This window comes from Phaeobacter sp. B1627 (assembly GCF_006265095.1).
GTDB lineage: Bacteria > Pseudomonadota > Alphaproteobacteria > Rhodobacterales > Rhodobacteraceae > Epibacterium.
On the sequence record NZ_VCNK01000001.1, the window covers coordinates 154,312 to 173,426 of the forward strand.

The 19,115-nt window shown below is 64.4% G+C and carries 20 protein-coding genes; 9 read left to right on the forward strand and 11 right to left on the reverse strand.

Translation table 11 applies throughout. The features are described 5' to 3' along the window. Position 1 precedes the first annotated feature (1 nt). From FGE21_RS00655 to FGE21_RS00665, 3 genes are all read right to left on the reverse strand, one after another. Positions 2–1,099, reverse strand: a complete 1,098-nt coding sequence (locus FGE21_RS00655) for a 5-(carboxyamino)imidazole ribonucleotide synthase (RefSeq protein ID WP_139660789.1) — start codon at positions 1,097–1,099, stop codon at positions 2–4. Further along, on the reverse strand, positions 1,092–1,580 hold the full coding sequence (gene purE / locus FGE21_RS00660) for a 5-(carboxyamino)imidazole ribonucleotide mutase (protein ID WP_139660791.1): 489 nt from the start codon (positions 1,578–1,580) through the stop codon (positions 1,092–1,094). The genes FGE21_RS00655 and purE overlap by 8 nt, the downstream gene beginning before the upstream one ends. 102 nt (positions 1,581–1,682) lie before the next feature. Further along, complete coding sequence (locus FGE21_RS00665) at positions 1,683–1,907, reverse strand: YdcH family protein (RefSeq protein ID WP_139660792.1); 225 nt, start codon at positions 1,905–1,907, stop codon at positions 1,683–1,685. A 195-nt stretch (positions 1,908–2,102) separates the two neighbouring features. Here FGE21_RS00665 and FGE21_RS00670 point away from each other — a divergent pair, with 195 nt between their 5' ends. The 3 genes from FGE21_RS00670 (at position 2,103) to FGE21_RS00680 (ending at position 3,938) form a co-directional block, all read left to right on the forward strand. After that, on the forward strand, positions 2,103–2,516 hold the full coding sequence (locus tag FGE21_RS00670; protein WP_139660794.1) for an Hsp20 family protein: 414 nt from the start codon (positions 2,103–2,105) through the stop codon (positions 2,514–2,516). A 3-nt stretch (positions 2,517–2,519) separates the two neighbouring features. Beyond that, on the forward strand, positions 2,520–2,744 hold the full coding sequence (locus FGE21_RS00675; protein ID WP_139660795.1) for a DUF1150 family protein: 225 nt from the start codon (positions 2,520–2,522) through the stop codon (positions 2,742–2,744). Positions 2,745–3,041: 297 nt separating this feature from the next. After that, entirely contained in the window at positions 3,042–3,938 is an 897-nt protein-coding gene (locus FGE21_RS00680) for a PhzF family phenazine biosynthesis protein (protein ID WP_139660797.1), read from the forward strand. A gap of 175 nt (positions 3,939–4,113) precedes the next feature. Here FGE21_RS00680 and FGE21_RS00685 read toward each other — a convergent pair whose 3' ends face one another. The 3 genes from FGE21_RS00685 to trxB all read right to left on the reverse strand — a co-directional run bounded on the left by FGE21_RS00685 (position 4,114) and on the right by trxB (position 9,125). After that, positions 4,114–5,832 carry a bifunctional sulfate adenylyltransferase/adenylylsulfate kinase gene (locus FGE21_RS00685; RefSeq protein ID WP_139660799.1) on the reverse strand — a complete coding sequence of 573 codons (1,719 nt, stop codon included), beginning with the start codon at positions 5,830–5,832 and terminating at the stop codon, positions 4,114–4,116. 279 nt (positions 5,833–6,111) lie between these two features. Beyond that, positions 6,112–7,797, reverse strand: coding sequence for an adenylate/guanylate cyclase domain-containing protein (locus FGE21_RS00690; protein WP_139660800.1), 1,686 nt, complete (start codon positions 7,795–7,797; stop codon positions 6,112–6,114). 383 nt (positions 7,798–8,180) lie between these two features. Further along, positions 8,181–9,125 (reverse strand): thioredoxin-disulfide reductase, encoded by a 945-nt coding sequence (trxB, locus tag FGE21_RS00695; protein WP_139660802.1) that lies wholly within the window; start codon positions 9,123–9,125, stop codon positions 8,181–8,183. 245 nt (positions 9,126–9,370) lie between these two features. On the opposite strand from trxB, the gene FGE21_RS00700 reads away from it, so the two are divergent. Further along, on the forward strand, positions 9,371–9,871 hold the full coding sequence (locus FGE21_RS00700; protein ID WP_139660804.1) for an Lrp/AsnC family transcriptional regulator: 501 nt from the start codon (positions 9,371–9,373) through the stop codon (positions 9,869–9,871). A 156-nt stretch (positions 9,872–10,027) separates the two neighbouring features. Here the strand turns inward: FGE21_RS00700 and FGE21_RS00705 are convergent, their stop codons facing one another. From FGE21_RS00705 to lgt, 4 genes are all read right to left on the reverse strand, one after another. Further along, a complete protein-coding gene (locus FGE21_RS00705) occupies positions 10,028–10,795 on the reverse strand; it encodes a Hint domain-containing protein (protein ID WP_139660805.1) in 768 nt (255 codons plus the stop codon). A 582-nt stretch (positions 10,796–11,377) separates the two neighbouring features. Further along, complete coding sequence (pgeF, locus tag FGE21_RS00710) at positions 11,378–12,145, reverse strand: peptidoglycan editing factor PgeF (protein ID WP_139660807.1); 768 nt, start codon at positions 12,143–12,145, stop codon at positions 11,378–11,380. Continuing rightward, on the reverse strand, positions 12,142–13,215 hold the full coding sequence (locus FGE21_RS00715) for a class I SAM-dependent methyltransferase (RefSeq protein ID WP_139660809.1): 1,074 nt from the start codon (positions 13,213–13,215) through the stop codon (positions 12,142–12,144). The genes pgeF and FGE21_RS00715 overlap by 4 nt, the downstream gene beginning before the upstream one ends. Then, positions 13,212–14,120, reverse strand: a complete 909-nt coding sequence (lgt, locus tag FGE21_RS00720) for a prolipoprotein diacylglyceryl transferase (protein WP_139660811.1) — start codon at positions 14,118–14,120, stop codon at positions 13,212–13,214. Before lgt ends, FGE21_RS00715 begins: the two co-directional genes overlap by 4 nt. Positions 14,121–14,234: 114 nt before the next feature. Between lgt and FGE21_RS00725 the strand changes: the two genes are divergently transcribed. The 5 genes from FGE21_RS00725 (at position 14,235) to FGE21_RS00745 (ending at position 18,079) form a co-directional block, all read left to right on the forward strand. Then, positions 14,235–14,480, forward strand: a complete 246-nt coding sequence (locus FGE21_RS00725; RefSeq protein ID WP_139661042.1) for an accessory factor UbiK family protein — start codon at positions 14,235–14,237, stop codon at positions 14,478–14,480. 923 nt (positions 14,481–15,403) lie between these two features. Next, positions 15,404–15,904 (forward strand): YbjN domain-containing protein, encoded by a 501-nt coding sequence (locus FGE21_RS00730; RefSeq protein ID WP_139660812.1) that lies wholly within the window; start codon positions 15,404–15,406, stop codon positions 15,902–15,904. A 48-nt stretch (positions 15,905–15,952) separates the two neighbouring features. Next, positions 15,953–16,768, forward strand: a complete 816-nt coding sequence (gene proC, locus FGE21_RS00735) for a pyrroline-5-carboxylate reductase (protein ID WP_139660814.1) — start codon at positions 15,953–15,955, stop codon at positions 16,766–16,768. Continuing rightward, positions 16,761–17,111 carry a tRNA-binding protein gene (locus FGE21_RS00740; RefSeq protein ID WP_139660815.1) on the forward strand — a complete coding sequence of 117 codons (351 nt, stop codon included), beginning with the start codon at positions 16,761–16,763 and terminating at the stop codon, positions 17,109–17,111. Before proC ends, FGE21_RS00740 begins: the two co-directional genes overlap by 8 nt. After that, positions 17,111–18,079 carry a D-glycerate dehydrogenase gene (locus FGE21_RS00745; RefSeq protein ID WP_139660817.1) on the forward strand — a complete coding sequence of 323 codons (969 nt, stop codon included), beginning with the start codon at positions 17,111–17,113 and terminating at the stop codon, positions 18,077–18,079. Before FGE21_RS00740 ends, FGE21_RS00745 begins: the two co-directional genes overlap by 1 nt. Positions 18,080–18,489: 410 nt before the next feature. On the opposite strand, the gene FGE21_RS00750 is transcribed toward FGE21_RS00745, so the two are convergent. Continuing rightward, the gene (locus tag FGE21_RS00750) at positions 18,490–19,086 is read right to left on the reverse strand and encodes a thymidine kinase (protein ID WP_139660819.1); all 597 of its coding nucleotides are present in this window, start codon (positions 19,084–19,086) and stop codon (positions 18,490–18,492) included. Between the last annotated feature and the right edge of the window lie 29 nt (positions 19,087–19,115).

Below are 19,115 nucleotides of genomic sequence, written 5' to 3' on the forward strand. Positions count from 1 at the left end.
GCTACCAGCCGTCGCGGCCCTCTGTGCGCACCAGCCTGTTCACATGACCCATCTTGCGCCCGGGCTTGGCTTCGGATTTGCCATAGAGGTGAATGGCGCAATCGGGCTCGCGGGCCAGATCGCCAAGGCGCGCGATGTCGTCGCCGATGAGGTTCTCCATCACCACATCCGCATAGCGCTGCCCGTTCCCCAGCGTCCAGCCGGCGATGGCGCGGATGTGCTGTTCGAACTGATCGATCGCGCAGCCCTGTTGCGTCCAATGGCCGGAATTATGCACGCGCGGCGCGATCTCATTGACCACCAGACCGTGGCCGGTGACAAAGATCTCGACCCCAAGCACTCCGACATAGTCCAGCGCGTTCAGGATCTTGCCGGCCATCAACACCGCATCCATGCTCTGTCCGGTATTGAGGTTGGCGGGCACCGTCGTGGTATGCAGGATGCCTTCGAGGTGGACATTCTCACCGGGGTCGTAGCAGGCGACCTTGCCATCGAGACTGCGGGCGGCAATCACCGAGACCTCATGGGAAAAGGCCACGAACCCTTCGAGAAGCGCGGGGGCGCCCTGCATGGCTGCGAGGGCCTCGGGGGCTTCGTCGGGGGTCATCAGCCGGGCCTGGCCCTTGCCGTCATAGCCGAACCGGCGGGTCTTCAGGATCGAGGGCGTGCCGACCTGTTCGAGCGCGGCGTCCAAGCTGGCGGCGTCGCTGACCTCGGCAAAGGGGGCGGTGGCGAGGCCGAGATCCTGCAGGAAGGTTTTCTCGGTCAGGCGGTCCTGCGAGATCCGCAGCGCCTCGCGGCCGGGGCGGATCGGTTTCAGCGCTTCGAGCACATCCAGCGCGCTGGTGGGGATATTCTCGAACTCATAGGTGATGATGTCGACGCTCGCGGCAAAGGCGCGCAGGGCGGCCTCGTCCTCATATCCGGCGGTGGTGACCTGATCGGCCACATGGCCTGCGGGCGGGGCCACCGACGGGTCAAAGATGTGGGTCCGAAAGCCGAGGCGGGAGGCCGCAACCGAGAGCATGCGCCCCAGTTGGCCGCCGCCGAGAATGCCGATGGTGGCACCGGGGGCCAGGGGCGGGGCGAGATCAGTCATCGGATGGGGACTCCGGGATGGACGCGGCGAGGGCGGCGCGCCAGGTGTCGAGGCGCAGGGCCAGATCGGGATCGCTGACGGCGAGGATGCCTGCAGCCATGAGGCCCGCATTGGCGGCTCCGGCCGCTCCGATGGCCATGGTTGCGACGGGAAAGCCCTTGGGCATCTGGACAATGGAATAGAGACTGTCGACCCCGGAGAGGGCGCGGGTCTGGACCGGCACCCCGACCACCGGAATACGGGTCTTTGAGGCCATCATGCCCGGCAGATGGGCGGCCCCGCCGGCGCCTGCGATGATCACATGCAGGCCGCGTTCTGCTGCGGTCCTGCCGTAGTCCCACAGCCGGTCGGGGGTGCGGTGGGCCGAGACGATTCGGGTCTCGTAAGCGACGCCCAGCTCGTCCAGAATCGTGGCGGCCTCCTTCATCGTGGGCCAGTCGGACTGGCTTCCCATGATGATCCCTACTTTGATTTCGGCCATCTCTACGCCTCTCTGTGGAAGGAGCGCGCACCTTAGCGAAAATGACCCAAATGGCAATGCGTCCGCGTTTGCATTTTACCACCCGGGCGACCGGGATGCGCCCTAGGCGATGATGTCCGGCAGCAGCCGATCCTCAATCAGGGAGATCTTGTCCTTGAGGTTCAGCTTTTGCTTTTTTAGGCGCCGGATGGTCAGCGGATCGGCTGTGCCCTTTTCCTCGAGCGCCTGGATCGCCTCGTCGAGGTCCCTGTGTTCTCTGCGAAAGACTTCCAGCTCGACTTTCAGCACGTCGTCGGTGGCCATCGACAAATCAGACCGCTTGTTCATTTGCGACTCTTGTTAAGGACAGTGAAACGATAGGGGCAGTAGGCTCAGTCAGATAGGGGCGCCAGAGGCACCTTTGTTCGGAAAGCTGAACCTGGGACTTGTGAAACGGCAAATACATCCCATATCCTATAACACAGCGGTTGCCTGAATGGGACCGAAAGAAAACGTCGCTTTCGAATTAAGGACGAGAAAACAGTGTCGAAACTTACCTTGGGCGCATATCCGCATATGTTGGGCTTTGAACAGCTCGAACGCTTGCTGGAGCGCTCTGCCAAATCCGGCAATGAAGGCTATCCCCCATATAATATCGAACAGACATCCGATGATTCCTATCGCATCACGCTGGCCGTGGCCGGATTTGCGGAACAGGATCTCGCCATCACGATCGAAGACCGGCAGTTGGTGATTCGCGGGCGTCAGAGCGACGACTCCGATGGGCGCATCTTCTTGCACCGTGGCATTGCCGCGCGTCAGTTCCAGCGCATGTTCGTACTGGCCGATGGCGTCGAAGTGGGCGAAGCGGTGATGGAAAACGGGTTGCTGCACGTGGATCTGACCCGTTCGCGACCAGAAACCGTTGTCCAGACAATCAACATAAGAAAGGGGTAAATCATGCAGACACCAGTAGATTTCGCAGAAACCGGCGGACGGACCGTTTACGTGAAAACCGTGGAGGTTGCCGATCTGCCAGAGACGGTGCAGGCCACTGTACCCGGCCGCAAGCAGCTCTATGCCGTGCACGATGAGGCGGGCGAACAGCTTGCCCTCGTGGCGGATCGCCACATGGCCTTCGTGCTGGCGCGCCAGCACGACTACGCGCCGGTTCCCGTTCACTAGACCGGCACGCGACGGCCAGCGGCATCCGCCCGGTTTCGGTCCTGCGATCTCCAGACCGTGACACAGGTCAGTGGACGCAGATCTGTGGAACAAGGCCGCTGCACAAAAGCGCCCGCCAATGCCAGATGCACGGAACCCGACCCCGCCCTCTGATCAGAGGCGCGGGGTTTTGTGCTTCTTGCCCGCCCCGGGTCTGCGTCAACTTTGTATCGGCACAGGAGCTATCGCTGGACCCGCCTGGGCGCAGGTGATTGCCTGTGCAGAGGCTGACACATCCACTGGCAGGGAGCGCGCAGGATGGCGGAATTTCAATTTGATTGGGTCGATGCCTTTACCGACAGACCCTTTGGCGGCAACGGCTGTGCGGTGGTGCATGGCGGTGCGGATCTGCCGGAGGCGGTGGCCTGTGCCTATGTGCGCGAGACCTCTCTGGTGGAGTGTACCTTCACGGGGCCGTCGGAGGTCGCCGACATCCGGGTGCGCTATTATCTGGCCAGTCGCGAGATCCCCTTTGCCGGCCATCCCACGATTGCAACGGTCGCGGCGATGCGCGACAGGGGCATGATCGCGGGCGACCGGATCACGCTGGAGACCGGCGCGGGGATCGTGCCGGTGGATCTGGAGGGGGACCGGATCGTCATGCAGCAGGTGGCGCCCGAGTTCGGTCCCATGCCCGCTGTGGATTTGGTGGCACGGGCCATCACACTGCCGCCCGCGGCGATTGTGGCCCCGCCGCAGATGGTGTCCACGGGGCTGCCGTTTTGCATCACCGTCCTGCGGGATCACGCGGCGCTGAGGGCCGCGCGGCTGGATGGCGCGGCGATGGCGGATCTCGGCCGCGCGCTTGGAAGTGAGGGCACCGATATGATGGAGCCGTTTCTGGTGACGCTGCAGGGCATGAGCGCGACGGGAGATACGTTTTCGCGACTGCTGCTGATGCCGCCAAGCCCGCCGGAGGATGCCTTTACCGGCTCGGCAACGGGGGCGATGGCTGCCTATTTGTGGCGCCACGGCCTGATGCAGAAATCCCGCTTTACCGCCGAACAGGGCCATCTGATGGGGCGGCCGGGACAGGCGGAGGTGAGCCGGGTTGGCCCTGCCGATGCGATCTCTGGCGTGCGGGTCGGGGGCAAGGGGTATGTCATGATGCGTGGCACGGTCGACCTGCCGGAGCAGCTGGAGCGTCTCGCCTGAAGCTCGGCCCGGACGCTGGCCCGAACACTGGCCCGGACGCTGGCCCGAAGACTGATCGGTATCTCGCCTGAACGCGGCTCTGATCTCTGGGGCAAACGAAAAACGGCCCGCCAGGGGGCGGACCGTTTGTGTGTACCGTTGGTGTTCAGGGCCATGCGGCGGCCTTGACGGGGGATCAGCTGGCGCTGATCAGGCCCATGCTTTCCAGCTTCAGCAGCACCTGATGCGCGCAGTTGTCGACTTCGACATTTTCGGTCTCCACGCTCAGTTCGGGGTTCTCCGGCACGTCGTAGGGATCTGAAATGCCGGTAAATTCCTTGATCTTGCCTTCGCGGGCGAGCTTGTAGAGACCCTTGCGGTCGCGGCGCTCGCATTCTTCGAGCGTGGTTGCGACATGCACTTCGACAAAGGCGCCGAACTGCTCGATCTCTTCGCGGACGTGACGGCGGGTCGCGGCATAGGGCGCGATCGGTGCACAGATCGCAATGCCACCGTTCTTGGTGATCTCGGAGGCCACATAGCCGATGCGTTTGATGTTGAGATCACGGTGCTCTTTGGAGAAGCCCAGCTCCGAGCTGAGGTTCTTGCGCACGATATCCCCGTCCAGCAGCGTCACCGGGCGGCCGCCCATCTCCATCAGCTTGACCATGAGGGCGTTGGCGATGGTGGATTTGCCGGAGCCGGAAAACCCGGTGAAAAAGACGGTGAACCCCTGCTGCGAGCGCGGCGGCTTGGTCTTGCGCAGCTCGGCCACCACTTCGGGAAAGGAGAACCATTCCGGAATATCCAACCCTTCGGCCAGACGACGGCGCAATTCAGTGCCGGATATGTTGAGGATGGTGACGTCATCCTTGTCAGCGATTTCATCGGCGGGTTCGTATTGGGCGCGTTCCTGCACATAGACCATGTGTTTGAAATCGACCATTTCGATGCCCATTTCCTCCTGATGCTCGCGGAACAGGTCCTGCGCGTCATAGGGGCCGTAGAAGTCCTCGCCGGCAGAGTTCTTGCCGGGGCCTGCGTGGTCGCGACCGACGATGAAATGGGTGCAACCGTGGTTCTTGCGGATCAGCCCGTGCCAGACCGCCTCGCGCGGGCCTGCCATGCGCATCGCAAGGTTCAGCAGGCTCATGGAGGTGGTGGCGGCCGGGTATTTGTCCAGCACCGCCTCGTAGCAGCGCACGCGGGTGAAGTGGTCGACGTCGCCCGGTTTGGTCAGGCCCACAACCGGGTGGATCAGCAGGTTGGCCTGGGCTTCACGCGCGGCGCGGAAAGTCAGTTCCTGATGGGCCCGGTGCAGCGGGTTGCGGGTCTGAAAGGCCACGACCTTGCGCCAGCCGAGTTTGCGGAAGTAGGCGCGCAGTTCGTTCGGGGTGTCGCGGCGGGCGCGGAAATCATAGTGCACCGGCTGCTGGATGCCGGTCACCGGGCCGCCGAGGTAGATCTTGCCCGCGGTATGATGCAGGTAGTTCACCGCCGGATGCGCCAGATCGTCGGCGCCAAAGACCTGTTCGGCCTCGTGGGATTTGTTTGGCTCCCAGCGGTCGGTCACGGTCATGGTGGCGAGAATGACGCCCTCCTGATCGCGCAGGGCAATATCCTGGCCGATCTCGATCGAGGCGGCAAAATCCTCGGTCACGTCCAATGTGATCGGCATCGGCCAAAGCTGGCCGTCGGCGAGGCGCATATTGTCGACCACACCGTTATAATCTTCTTCGCTGAGGAAGCCCTTGAGCGGGTTGAAGCCGCCGTTCATCAGCAGCTCCAGATCGCAAATCTGGCGCGGAGACAGATCGTGACTGGTCAGGTCGCCGGCTTCCACCTTCAATTTCTGAGCAGAGTCATAGGATACATAGAGCTCCGAAATCGGAGCCAAATTTTTCAACATAGTCATATAGAGGTCTCTCTCGTCTGGCGTCGCGCCCGCAATCGCAGAGCTTGGGCGGAAATACCCGCTCAACAGGACACATGTCTAGCCGCACTGCAGAAAAAGGAAGCTATGGGCTGGTTTAGCCGCAAGGTAACCGATGGTTGTGCGAAATTGGCCGCAGGCAGAACAACATTCACCAATTCGGGGCAATTCCGGGCCAACGGGGACCCATCGCTCTAGTGTCTTCGGGGCTAGGTTTTGGTACCGGCCTTCGAGGTCAGTCAGAGGGATCAGTCAGAGGGATCAGTCAGGGGGATCAGTCAGGGGTCCGGCCACCGCGTCGAGACTGGAGGCGCGGGGCAGCGGCAGGGCATCCACTGGCTCGTCGACCCCGCGCAATTCGAAGGTTTCAAACCTCACCGCCAGATCCGGCAGCCCGGCGGTGTCGAAAACCTCGCGCGAGACGAGAAGCTCCACGCCCAGCTCCTTGGTCATGGCTTCGAGACGGCTGGCGGCGTTGACGGCCGATCCGATCAGGGTGCGCGGCGCATTATCGACGGTGCCGATTTCACCCAGCACGACCGTGCCCGCATGAAGTCCCATGCCGATGCGGACCGGCTCTTCTCCCTCGGAGGCCAGCACCCGGTTGAAGCGGGCCAGCGCCACGCCGATATTGGCCGCAGCCGCCAGTGCCGAACGGGCCGAGGACGCCGGGTCGTGGGTTTCAAACAGGGCGAGCATGCCATCGCCCATGTATTTGTCGACGGTGCCGCCGGCGCGGGTGACCTCGGGCACGATCGCGTCAAAGAACCGGTTGAGCAGAAAGACCACATCATAGGGCAGCAGCCCGGCCGACCGCGCGGTGAACCCCCGGATGTCGAGAAACAGGATGGCGATGGTCTTTTCCTCGCCCTGGGCAGAGTGGACCCGGCGGCGCCCCTTTGGCGAATAGACGCGCTTCACGGTGAGTGCGGCGGTGGGGCGGATCTGGCAGGCGAGGCGCACATTGTCGGCGGCATTGACCGCCATCAGGCTGCGGGCCTCGGCAGAGCTGGGGGCGGGCAGATCCTCCAGCCCGGCGAGCACCGCGACACGGCAGGTGGTGCATCGCCCCTTGCCCCCGCAGAGCGACGGATGCGGGATCGCCTTCATCTGCGACATTTCCAGCAGGGTGAGGCCGCGGTCCGCGGTGATCTGGGGGCCGTCCACATAGGTGACCCGGACCGAGCGGCTGCGCTGGATCAGGCGGCGCAGGTAGTAGAGGCTGAGGGCAAAGGCCAGCAATCCCGCGAACACCCAGAGCGAGGTGCGCGACAGGGCGGCCAGATGCGCCATCTCGGTGGCGTCGGGCCAGTTGTAATCTTCCATGATCTGGGCCGCTAATCCGTCTTCGGCGAAGAGGGACCACATGCGGCGGCCTTCGGTCACGAAACCGGCGAGGGCGAGGCTGGGGATCAGCACCGCAAGCCCGATCATATAGGGCACCAGCGGCCGCCACCAACGGGCCAGCCGCAGCCACATATGCAGACCGATGCAGCCATGGACCCAGACCACCAGCAGCAGCAGGTATTGCTGCAACGCCTCCGGTGAGCTCCAGAGCATCAGGATCACGGAGGACATCTCGTCCTCGACGTCAAACACCCGGTCGGCGTAATTCGTGTTCACCACATGCTGGATCAGCTGCACCGGGATCAGGATGCCGAGCACCATCTGCAGCCATTGGCTGAAGGCCATCCGCAGGGTGCGCCGCATCGCCACCTGCCAGAGCGCCAGACCCCCATGTACCACAAACGCGCCATAAAGCACGATTTGACCCGGCGGGTTGGAGGTGACCGCCTTGCGCGCATGCTGGACCGATTCGAGCAGCTCGGGCGATACCAGCCCGGCGGCGATATTGAGGAAGTGGAAGAGGGCAAAGGTGAACAGCACCAGCCCGGAGGCCAGACGGCTGCGGTGGATCCAGTTGCCCTGCCAGAGTGCCTGCGCCACGGTGGTGTTTTCCCTGTCCTGTTCCGGTTCGGTTTGGCGTTCGACGCGGCCCGGTCATCCGCTCGGTGACCCGGCGCACCGGGCAGTCCCGTCGCGCCAGAGTGACGGCTCCGCGCCCTGCCGGTCAAGGGCGGTGGCGCGCAGGGGGGGACGCAGGAGAGGATACAGAGGAGGAAACGGTGCAAACAGCAGCCATACACCGACCTTCAGCAGGGAAAACCGGCGATGGTGTTTGGAAAATGCCCCGCGCGGGGCATTTCCCATGCAGTTCTTTCAATCCGTTTGGCCGGCGTGTGATCCGACCTGTGACCCGACTTCTGGCCCGACCTGTGGCCCGACTTGTGACTGGGCCTGTGGCCTCACCTGTGCCCCTGATGACCTGATCAGTCGTCCTGTTCGGCGAGGAACCGTTCGGCGTCGAGCGCGGCCATGCAGCCCATGCCGGCCGAGGTCACCGCCTGGCGGTATTTGTGGTCGGTCAGGTCACCCGCGGCAAAAATGCCGGGGATCGAAGTCTCGGTCGAGCCGGGTTTCACGGTGACGTAGCCGCCGTTGTGGGTCTCCAGCACGTCCTTGACCAGTTCGGTGGCGGGGGCATGGCCGATGGCGACAAAGACGCCCTTGGCCGGGATCTCGGTGATCTCGCCGGTTTTGGTGTGGCGGACGCGCACGCCCTCGACGCCGAGCGGGTTTTCGGTGCCCACCACCTCGTCCAGTTCATGGAACCACAGCGGTTCGATCTTGGGGTTCTTCATCAGCCGGTCGATCAGGATCTTTTCGGCGCGCAGCGTGTCGCGACGGTGGATCAGGGTCACCTTGGAGGCGAAATTGGTGAGAAACAGCGCCTCTTCGACGGCGGTATTGCCGCCACCGATCACCACGATTTCCTGTCCGCGATAGAAGAAACCGTCACAGGTGGCGCAGGCGGAGACGCCAAAGCCCTTGAATTTCTCCTCGCTCGGCAGGCCGAGCCATTTGGCGCGGGCCCCGGTGGCGAGAATCACCGCATCGGCGGTGTAGGTGGCGCCGCTGTCGCCGGTCGCCACGAAGGGGCGTACGGAGGTATCGAGCGAGGTGATGATATCCCCGATGATCTCGGTGCCCATGGCGCGGGCGTGGGCCTCCATGTTGACCATCAGATCGGGGCCCTGGATTTCGGTATGACCGGGCCAGTTCTCCACCTCGGTGGTGGTGGTCAGCTGGCCGCCCGGCTCGATGCCCTGAACCAGGATCGGTTCCAGCATGGCCCGGCTGGCATAGACGCCGGCGGTATAGCCCGCGGGCCCGGAGCCGATGATCAGGACCTTTGTGTGGCGCGTTTCGCTCATGTGATTTCCCCAGGTGCTGTGGTCTTGCGGTCTTGCCGCCGTCGGAGACTGCATATAACTGCGTCGCGCGCCTGCTTAAAGCCCCTCGTTCTTGCGTCCGCTGCAAGCCCGTCTGCCCCCCGGTGCATCACGATTACGCGCCAAGGAGCCGGCACGACACATGATTGTTGCGAGTTCATGAAATAATATTGCGCAATGACGCGTCGCTGCTATAAGAATTACCAACCTCAAGAGAAAGAACCGAAATGGTCACCACACGCCTAGACCCGATTGACCGCATGATTCTGTCGGAACTGCAGGCCGATGGGCGCATGACAAACGTTGAACTGGCCAAGCGGGTCGGTATTTCCGCGCCCCCCTGTCTGCGCCGCGTTCGCGCGCTGGAGGAGGCGGGGCTGATCCGTGGCTATCATGCGGATGTGAATGACCGCGAGCTGGGGTTTGAGGTGCAGGTCTTTGCCATGGTCGGGCTGGAAAGCCAGGCGGAGACGGAACTGTCGGCCTTTGAAGAGAAATGCCGCGGCTGGCCGCTGGTTCGCGAATGTCACATGCTGAACGGTGAGGTGGATTTCATCCTCAAATGCGTGGCGCCCGACCTGTCGACCTTCCAGAGCTTTCTGACCGGCGCCTTGCTGACGACCCCGAATGTGGCCAGCGTCAAGACCTCGCTGGTGATCCGGGGTGCAAAGGATGAGCCGGGCGTTCCCTTTGACGTGCTGGAAGAGCGCCTGGCGCGCAACGCCTGAGGCTGTGGCTGCGCTGGCGGGGCAGGTCAAGACTGGGCAGGTGAAGACTGGGCAGGTCAAGACTGGGCAGGGCTGGGCGGACTAGTCGGCTCAGCCCAGGCGGGTCGGCACGGGCCTAGCAGCCAGCACAGGCACAGCAGGCAGAATGGGCGGCGATTACGCCTGCATCTCGCGGGCGCGATCAAAGGCGAGCGGGCCGAATTTTGAAATCGAGTCCGCGTGCGGAAACATGTTCAGGAACAACGTCTTGATCGGGTAGCTCACCAGACGGAGCGCATCCGGTCCCGGATGATAGGTCTCCAGATCGAGCCCGCCCACACGGATCACCGCATGGCGCGCCAGACACAGGTGGTACATGTCCACCGGCGCCGGCGGCGCGGTTTCCACGATATTCATACCATCGAGAAATTCCTGCACCGGCGTCAGCAGGCCGCAGTTGCCCTCGGCGTGGCGCAGATGCGCGGGCGTGCGCAGCAGCCGGGCAGAGGGGCCGGTCACCACACAGGACCGAGGCCGGTCCATGCCGAGACTGTCGGCCATGAAGCTGGTCAGCGACAGGCGCGACCCTGTGGCGGCCTTGCGCCCGGGAATCACCGTCGTCATGCCTTTCCACAGCAGCGTCTCGAAGGAGCCGCCTATGGTCAGCAGCCGGTCGCCGGGGTGCAGGTCCTCGATCGCCACCGGGCCGTAGTCCGTCTCCACCAGAGAGCCGCGCGTGAAGGCGGTATAGGCCTGTTCGAACAGCGGCAGCGCCGGGGCAATATGGCGGGTTTCGGCCAGGCTGCCGTTGGGAAGCAGGCTGCAGACCTCATACCGGCGCAGCTGTGGTTTCGGTGTGCCACGCGCCGAGGGCTGCTCCCGCAGAAGCGGCGTGGTGTCGGCGATATTTGCGGCAGCGCGCTGCAACGATTGAGGTAGTGTCATCGTCCCTTGCCCTTTTTGGCTATGCCCAGACCCCGGCCCCCACCGGGTGATCTGCGCGTGCTGTCCTGTCCCGGCTGCCGATGAGACGGCGGCCCCGCCGGTCGTCCTGTCGCGAAGCCGCTGCCGCGTTTCGCGCGCTGCGGGGTGCAGGAAATGTCACGCAACGTGACCGTGACGGCATATCGAGGCTCCTGAGTGCCGTTTGAGTGCCGGATGAGTACCGGATCGGCGGATTAATTTTTCATACATTCATTTTTCGCGGAGCATTGAGGTCTGAATATGACAAACGGGTGGAAACACCGCGGGAAAGCGTGAAAAAAGATGCTAAAATGCGACGCGCTCTGCAGCCGCTTGAAAAGGCGTTGAAAACAGGGCTGTTGAGGGGCTGGTTTGGGTCACGGCCGCGCGTCGGCGCGGCGGGGTCTCGCGCGGAATATGGCAGAAAACTGCGCCACTGCCATAAAGCGGGCGACTAGCCTTTTGAACCTGTGCCACCTGTACCACCTGTGCCGTCTGGGTCACCCCTGCCTTGCGCAGGACCTGTGTCGTCAGCCTGCTGAGACCTGCGGCAGGCGGGGCGACTCAGAGCCGGATGCAGGAGATCAGACGCCCGTAGTCGGCCTCTCTGGCGTGGGTGGTTCGGCGATAGGAATAGAACAGGTCCGGGGTGCTGTAGGTGCAGTGCCGGGTCCATTCGCTCTGGCTGATGCCGGCCGCGCGCAGACGGCTGAGACCGAGGGCCGGCAGGTCGAACATCATCCGGTCGCCTTCGCCCTGCGCAAAGAACCGCGCGTTCACGGTATCCTGCATCATGAAGTCGTCAAAGAAGTCCGGGCCGACCTCATAAGCGCGCTGTGAGATACTGGGGCCGATCACGGCGCGCATCCCCTCGCGGGTGGCGCCGAGAGAGAGCATCGCCTCGATGGTGGCTTCGAGCACCCCGTCGAGCGTCCCGCGCCAGCCGGCATGGGCCGCGCCGATGACCCCGGCGGCGGGGTCGGCAAACAGCACCGGCTGGCAGTCGGCGGTCAGCACCGAGAGCACCAGCCCCGGTGTGGACGTCACCAGCGCATCGGCCTGTGGGCGCGGGGCGGCGGGGTCTGAGGGCGCGGTTTCCACCACATGAACCGTGGCGGAATGCACCTGATGGATGCCGATCAGGGCCTCTGGCGCGGCGTCCATGGCGGCGGCCACCCGCGTGCGGTTCAGCAAAACCGCCTCGCGCTGGTCAGAGGAGCCGACGCCGCAATTCAGGCCGTGAAAGATGCCGGAGGAGGCGCCGCCCTTGCGGGTGAAGAACCCGTGTTTCACCGGGTTCAGGAGGTCGGAGGTGACAATTTCAAGCGTCATGGTTCCAGTCCTGCAGGGGGCGCGCTCTGGGCGGGATAGAGGCCGAGCACTTTGAACAGGTTTCCCATTTCCTCGGGGTGCGTCAACCGCCGATGTGCGGCGATCAGCGCGGCAAGCGGATCTCCGTCGAGAGGAGCCGCCAGGGTCCGGGCGCGTTCGGTGATGCCGAGCCGTTCCAGCACGACCCCCTGCGGGCTGAGCCGGGTATGGGCGCAGCCTGCGGCGCGCGCCGCCAGGGCGAGGGCCTCGAAGTCCACATGTGCGGTCAGATCGGCCTGTCCGGGATCTTGCAGCGGATCGGCGGGGGCCTGGGCGCGCAGGGCCTGCAGCGTGTCGCCAAGGGAGCGCCAGTCGCCATAATCCACCAGCAGCGCCGTGCCGCCATGGTCGGCAATGCGCTGGGCGATCGCCTCGGTCACGACGCAGGCAACCTCGCAGGTCTCGACCAGATCGCCTTCGCGCGTGTCCTGCAGCCGGTGGGCCAATGCGGGTTGCTGCACCTCGGCGCCGAGGCCGAACATCAGGGTGTTGCCCGCGTCATCCCACCCGACACGGCGCTCGCGCCAGCCTTCGCCCGCGCGCTGGAACTGGCGGATCGGCAGGGCGTCGAAGAATTCGTTGGCCACCAGATAGAGCGGCTGTTGCGGCAGGTCCTCGACCGAGGGCAGCCAGCGGGGGGCATGGGCGGAGAGGGCCTCTGCCTGCCGGGCGCGCAGGCGGGGAGAGGCCTCGATCAGCACCAGATCCATTGCTGTGTGAAACCCCGGCACAGAGGCGGTGGCACGCAGCAGGTCGCTCATCAGCGTGCCGCGCCCGGGACCGAGTTCGGCCAGCGTGAAGGGGGCCGGGCTGCCCTGATCCAGCCAGGCCTGCACCAGCGCAAGGCCGAGCAGCTCGCCAAACATCTGGCTGATTTCCGGCGCGGTGATGAAATCGCCCTCGGTGCCGATGGGGGTGCCGGTGGTATAGTAGCCGAACTCCGGGTGCAGCAGGCAGTCGGACATGTAGTCCGCGATGCTGATCGGCCCGTCCAGCAGGATCCGGCGTTTGAGGGAGGCCTTGAGGGTCATGGGGCCACCTGTGCAGGCAGGCTGCGGCGGGCGCGCAGGGCGAACCACAGGCCGAGGGCGATCATCGGCACCGACAGGGCCTGCCCCTGCGTGAGGCCATAGCCGCCAATCTGCCAGGCCAGCCCCAATGGATTGCCGTCCGTGATGAACTGCGCATCGGGCTGGCGGAAGAACTCCACCGTGAAGCGCGCGATGCCATAGCCCGCGAGGAAGGTGCCGAGGATGCGGCCGGGGGCCTGAAAGGCCGCACGGCGATAGACCATCCACAGGATCAGCGCACCGAGCAGCAGCCCCTCCAGCGCCGCCTCGTAGAGCTGGCTTGGGTGGCGGGCGCAGATCTCGCCCAGAGCCTGACCGCAGGATTGCGCGGTCGCGCCCGGAAAGGCAACGCCCCAGGGCAGGTCCGTGGCCCGGCCCCAGAGTTCGGCATTGACGAAATTGGCCAGCCGCCCGAGCAGCAATCCCGGAGCGACCGCATGGGCCACCAGATCGGCCATCGCCAGCCGGTCGATCCCCTGCGCACGGGCATAGGCCCAGGCGGCGACGATCACGCCGAGCAAGCCGCCGTGAAAGGCCATGCCGCCTTCCCAGACGCGCAGGATCTGCGCCGGATTCTCGAGATAGACCGCCGGTTGGTAGAACAGCACATAGCCCAGCCGCCCGCCAAGGATCACGCCGAGGATGATCCAGGTCAGCAGATCCTCGACCTGACGCGGCGCCATCGGGGGCGTCGCAGCGGGCCAGAGCGCCGGTGATTTCACCGCCCGCGTCGCCAGGGCCCAGGCGATCAGGATGCCGACGATATAGGCCAGCGCATACCAGCGCAGCGCAAATTCCGTCCCGAAGAGGGATATCGAGAAAATCTCGGGCGATAGGTTCGGGAAGGGGATCATCTGCGCCTGCATGGGGGTCTCTGTGCCTGTTTTGGGCAAGTCCTGTCAACGGCTTGCCGTTTGCGTCCTCTGCCCCCATATAAGGGATGAGCCTCACAGAGGTAAGACATGCAACGGGAGATGGCCATGCAGACCCGCAACAAGATTATGGACGATATTTCGCAGCTCATGACGAACGCGATGGGCGTGGCGCAGGGGGCGAAAGACGAAGCCGAGACCGCGATGAAAGGGGTCATCGACCGCTGGCTGGCGGACCGCGATTTCGTCACGCGCGAGGAATTCGACGCGGTGCGGGCCATGGCCCAGAAGGCGCGCGAAGAAAACGAGGTGCTGAAGACACGCCTCGATGCCCTTGAGGCCGCGCAGAAGTAATCAGAAGGAAGCTGACGGCCCCCTCAGTCTCCGTCCGGATCCCGAGGCGGACAGCGGGGGTTGAGGGGACTGGCCGATGGGGGTGGCCCCATTGGGACTGGCCCGGCTCGGTTGGGGCTGCCGCGTTCAGGTGTTGCCGAGTTGGAGGGCTGGTTTAGCGACCAGCCTCGTTTAGCGTCTAGTGTCGTTTCGTGGCCGGTCTCGTTTCGTCGTCTGTCGGATGTCTGTGAGGCCGGATGTCTGTGGGGCGCGGGGTGGTCCGCCTGAGCGCGCGCCCCGGGCCAGCTCCGTCAGGCGTGCCACCATCCCGTGATCGTTCCTCGCCAGATGATGGCCGCCCGCAAACCCATGCTGCGCGACAGCCGCAGCCGAGACCTCGGGGCAGGCGCTGACGGTCTCTCTTTCTCACCGCAGAGACAGGCAAAGAGGCAGGCAATCTGTCCGGCCGTCAGCATGCGCGCGTGCGGCTGCTGGGCGACGGGATGCGTGGCAAAGCCGTGGCTGATGCTGCACCGAAATCAGCTGAGTCGCCAGCGGGTGAAGAGCGCCCGGACCATGTCCCGGACCATGTCGCGACGGCTGCGCTCAGGGCGGAAATCAGCGGCAGATTCTCCCGCGCAGAAGCGGGGTCAGCGGCTGGCAAAAGGGCTGGCTGGGGACAGGGGCAGACCATAGTCTGACGTCTTTTGGTAACGCCCTCATGTCAGCCCATCGCCAGCTCATCGAAATATCGACATTTTGCATAGAATTTCAAGTCATCCACAACTTATTGCAGTTGTCCCCAAATAAAGGGTTGCCTCCGGCGCCAGACCTAAGCACCATATTTAGTATAGGAGCGGGGATCTCCCCCGGTTCTTAGATCCTATAGCTAGCAATAGGGGCCATCTGCGGGTCCCAAAGCTAGAGACCAGAGAGGTGGCATCATGGCACTTTCCGAGCATCACCTGCAGGACGACATTCACCCCATCGACATTGTCGAGAACCTGGCATCGTTTCATGACTGGGATTTCGACCGTATCGCGGACGACCAGATCGCGATGGCCGTCGAGGGGCAGTGGCGGACCTACTCCCTGACCCTTGCGTGGTCAGACTATGACGAGACCCTGCGTATGGTCTGCAGCTTCGAGATGGAGCCGCCAGAGGCCAAGGTGCAAAAACTCTATGAGCTGGTCAACCTGATGAACGATCAGTGCTGGGCCGGGGCGTTCAGCTATTGGGCCGAGCACAAGCTGATGTTGTTCAAATACGGCCTGGTGCTGTCGGGCGGCCAGATGGCCAGCCCGGAACAGGTGGATGCGATGGTGCAGGCCGCCGTCAGCAGCTGCGAACGCTACTACCCGGCGATCCAGCTGATGGTCTGGGGCGAGCGTTCCGCAGCGGAGGCCATGCAGGTCGCCATTGCAGAGGCCTATGGCCGCGCGTAAGTCTGGGCCCCATCAGGACGGCACAGACCGCAACAGATGGGGGAAATCATGACTATGGAACAGATCGCGGCGCGGGGGCTGGTGCTTTTGGGCTGCGGCAAGATGGGATCGGCCATGCTGGCGGGCTGGCTGGAGCGCGGAGTGCCGCGCGAGGCGGTCTGGGTGATGGATCCGAACCCCTCTGACTGGCTCCGTGCGACCGGGGTTCATCTCAACGCCGCGATGCCGGAGCAGCCTGCCATCGTGCTGGTGGCGGTGAAGCCGCAGGTGATGGAGGAGGCGCTGCCGACGCTGAAGTCCCATGGCGGCGGCTCTACCCTGTTCATCTCGGTCGCGGCAGGCACGTCGATTGCAACCTATGAACGTCTGATCGGCGCCGGTACGCCGGTGATCCGGGCGATGCCGAACACGCCGGCGGCGGTCGGGCGCGGGATCACCGCGCTGATCGGCAACGCAGAGGCGACGCCGGAGCATATGGCACAGGCCGAGGCGCTGATGCAGGCGGTCGGCCAGACCGTTCGGCTCGACCATGAGGCGCAGATGGATGCGGTGACGGGCGTCAGCGGCTCCGGTCCGGCCTATGTGTTTCATCTGATCGAGGCGCTGGCGGCGGCGGGTGTGGCGCAGGGCCTGTCGGAGGATCTGGCGATGCAGCTGGCCAAGGCAACCGTTGCCGGAGCCGGTGCGCTGGCCGAGACCGCAGAGGACAGCCCGGCGCAGCTGCGGGTCAATGTCACCAGCCCCAATGGCACCACGCAGGCGGCGCTGGAGGTCTTGATGGATGAGGCCGCGGGCTTTGCGCCGCTTTTGAAACGGGCCGTCGCCGCTGCGGCCAGACGCTCGGAGGAGTTATCCCGTGGCTGAGATCAGTTTTGACGACTTCCTGAAGGTGGACGTGCGGGTGGGCACCGTCCTGCGCGCGGAACCCTATCCCGAGGCCCGCAAGCCGGCGATCAAGATGTGGATCGATTTCGGCGCGGAGATTGGCGAGAAAAAGACCTCGGCGCAGGTGACGGCTCATTACACGCCCGAGAGCCTGGTCGGCAAGCAGGTGATGGCGGTGGTGAACTTTCCGCCGCGCCAGATCGGGCGGTTCATGTCAGAGGTGCTGGTTCTGGGTCTGCCGGACGAGACGGGTGAGATCGTTCTGATCGGTCCGGATGAGGCGGTTCTGGCGCCGGTGCCGTTGGGGGGGCGGATGCACTGATGACACAGGATCAGGAACTGCGGGTGTTGATTGCCCGACCGATGACGGCGGTGGTCGAGGCGCGGGCGCGGGCTGCCTTCAACGTCGAGATCCGCCAGAACACCGCCCCGATGAGCCCGGCCGAGATGGTCGCCAGCCTGCGGGAATTTGACGTGGTGGTGCCGACTTTGGGGGATGCCTATGGGGCCGGGATCTTTGCCGAGGTGCAGGCGCCGCGGTGCCGGCTGTTGGCGAATTTCGGCGTCGGATACAACCATATCGATGTCGAGGCGGCCCGGGGTGCGGGGGTGGAGGTCACCAATACGCCCGGCGCCGTGACCGATGCTACCGCTGATATCGCGCTGACATTGATGTTGATGAGTGCGCGGCGGGCGGGCGAAGGCGAACGGCTGGTGCGCTCCGGCGGCTGGCAGGGCTGGCACCCGACGCAGATGCTGGGCCTGCATCTGAGCGGCAAGAAACTGGGTGTCGTCGGCTTGGGGCGGATCGGCGATGCGATTGCGCGGCGGGCGCATTTCGGGTTCGGTATGGAGATCACCTATGTGGCGCGCAGCGACAAGACGACCGACTACCCTGCCGCGCGGGCGCCGGATCTGCTGACGATGGCGGCCGGGGTGGATATTCTGGTGATCGCGGTGCCTGGCGGTGCCGGGACCCATCATCTGATCAATTCCGAGGTTCTGGCCGCGATGCAGCCCCATGCGCATCTGATCAATATTGCGCGGGGCGAGGTGGTGGATCAGGCAGCATTGATCGCAGCGCTGCAGTCCGGACGGATCGGCGGGGCGGGGCTGGATGTCTATGAGTTCGAACCCGAGGTGCCCGAGGACTTGCGGGCGCTGGATCAGGTGACCCTGCTGCCGCATCTGGGGACCGCAACCGAGGAGGTCCGCAGCGCCATGGGTCATATTGCGCTCGACAATGTGGCGGCCTGTCTGGCGGGGGAGGCTCTGCCCAATCCGGTCTGACAGGAGCCTGTCGGGGCGGGGACTGTTGTCAGCGGGTGCTTGGTGTTGCGGCGCCTGATGTTGTGAAGCCTGATGTTGTGACGTTGGAACCTTCATTCGGATATCCTGGGGGCTGCTCCCGCGCCCGCGGGTGTCTTGCCCTAGTGGGGCAAAACACCCTGGCGGCCTTGGGCCGGGCAGCCAGCCCTGCGGGCTGGCTGCGGCGCCTTGCGGGCCGAAGGCCCGCAAGGCGCCATGCCCAACCGAACCGGAGGCGCGTGAGCGCAGCCGGGGTGGGCGGGAGGACTGGCCTTCTGGGGCGCGCACCCTGGCCCAAGGCAATACCGGATGTCCGGGGCTGGGGCGTTGAGAAACCGGAGCTTTTTAAACGGGAGGCTTGTGACAAGCGGCGAACTGTGTCGCCCGAGCGATCAGTCGCGGCCGGTTGCGACATCACCCATGGCAGCCCGCCAGTGTCGGCGGCAGAGCGAGACATAGGTTTCATTGCCGCCGATCTGCACCTGATCCCCCACGGTGAGGACCTTGCCCTGTTCATCCTGACGTATCACCATCGTGGCCTTCTTGCCGCAATGGCAGATCGTCCGCACCTCCCGCATTTCATCGGCAAGTGCGAGAAGGGTCGCGGAGCCCGGAAACAGATTGCCCTGAAAATCCACGCGAAGACCATAGGCCAGCACCGGCACATTGAGGTCATCCACCACCCGCGCCAGTTGCCAGACCTGATCCCGGGTGAGAAACTGCGCCTCATCCACAAAGATCGCGGCAACCGGGCCCTTTGAAATCCGGTCTGTGATCCGATCAAACAGGTCATCACCGGGCAGGAACATATCCGCCTCGGCGCCGATTCCGATCCGCGAGGCAATCCGTCCTCTGCCTGCCCGATCGTCGATTCTGGCAGTCAGCAGATAGGTCTGCATATTGTTTTCGCGGTAGTTGTAGGATGCCTGCAGCAATACGGTCGATTTGCCGGCGTTCATGGTGGAGTAGTGGAAGTAGAGCTTTGCCATGGCGCTGATCTATCCGCTTCGGCCGGGTG

What these genes read in the sequence shown, in the direction of transcription:
- FGE21_RS00665 (WP_139660792.1), bottom strand. Translation starts at nt 1,907, where the DNA reads ATGAACAAGCGGTCTGATTTGTCGATGGCCACCGACGACGTGCTGAAA.
- proC (WP_139660814.1), top strand. Translation starts at nt 15,953, where the DNA reads ATGACTATGGAACAGATCGCGGCGCGGGGGCTGGTGCTTTTGGGCTGC.
- FGE21_RS00675 (WP_139660795.1), top strand. Translation starts at nt 2,520, where the DNA reads ATGCAGACACCAGTAGATTTCGCAGAAACCGGCGGACGGACCGTTTAC.
- FGE21_RS00655 (WP_139660789.1), bottom strand. Translation starts at nt 1,099, where the DNA reads ATGACTGATCTCGCCCCGCCCCTGGCCCCCGGTGCCACCATCGGCATT.
- lgt (WP_139660811.1), bottom strand. Translation starts at nt 14,120, where the DNA reads ATGCAGGCGCAGATGATCCCCTTCCCGAACCTATCGCCCGAGATTTTC.
- FGE21_RS00745 (WP_139660817.1), top strand. Translation starts at nt 17,111, where the DNA reads ATGACACAGGATCAGGAACTGCGGGTGTTGATTGCCCGACCGATGACG.
- FGE21_RS00685 (WP_139660799.1), bottom strand. Translation starts at nt 5,832, where the DNA reads ATGACTATGTTGAAAAATTTGGCTCCGATTTCGGAGCTCTATGTATCC.
- FGE21_RS00700 (WP_139660804.1), top strand. Translation starts at nt 9,371, where the DNA reads ATGGTCACCACACGCCTAGACCCGATTGACCGCATGATTCTGTCGGAA.
- FGE21_RS00730 (WP_139660812.1), top strand. Translation starts at nt 15,404, where the DNA reads ATGGCACTTTCCGAGCATCACCTGCAGGACGACATTCACCCCATCGAC.
- FGE21_RS00680 (WP_139660797.1), top strand. Translation starts at nt 3,042, where the DNA reads ATGGCGGAATTTCAATTTGATTGGGTCGATGCCTTTACCGACAGACCC.
- FGE21_RS00715 (WP_139660809.1), bottom strand. Translation starts at nt 13,215, where the DNA reads ATGACCCTCAAGGCCTCCCTCAAACGCCGGATCCTGCTGGACGGGCCG.
- FGE21_RS00750 (WP_139660819.1), bottom strand. Translation starts at nt 19,086, where the DNA reads ATGGCAAAGCTCTACTTCCACTACTCCACCATGAACGCCGGCAAATCG.
- purE (WP_139660791.1), bottom strand. Translation starts at nt 1,580, where the DNA reads ATGGCCGAAATCAAAGTAGGGATCATCATGGGAAGCCAGTCCGACTGG.
- FGE21_RS00705 (WP_139660805.1), bottom strand. Translation starts at nt 10,795, where the DNA reads ATGACACTACCTCAATCGTTGCAGCGCGCTGCCGCAAATATCGCCGAC.
- pgeF (WP_139660807.1), bottom strand. Translation starts at nt 12,145, where the DNA reads ATGACGCTTGAAATTGTCACCTCCGACCTCCTGAACCCGGTGAAACAC.
- trxB (WP_139660802.1), bottom strand. Translation starts at nt 9,125, where the DNA reads ATGAGCGAAACGCGCCACACAAAGGTCCTGATCATCGGCTCCGGGCCC.
- FGE21_RS00725 (WP_139661042.1), top strand. Translation starts at nt 14,235, where the DNA reads ATGCAGACCCGCAACAAGATTATGGACGATATTTCGCAGCTCATGACG.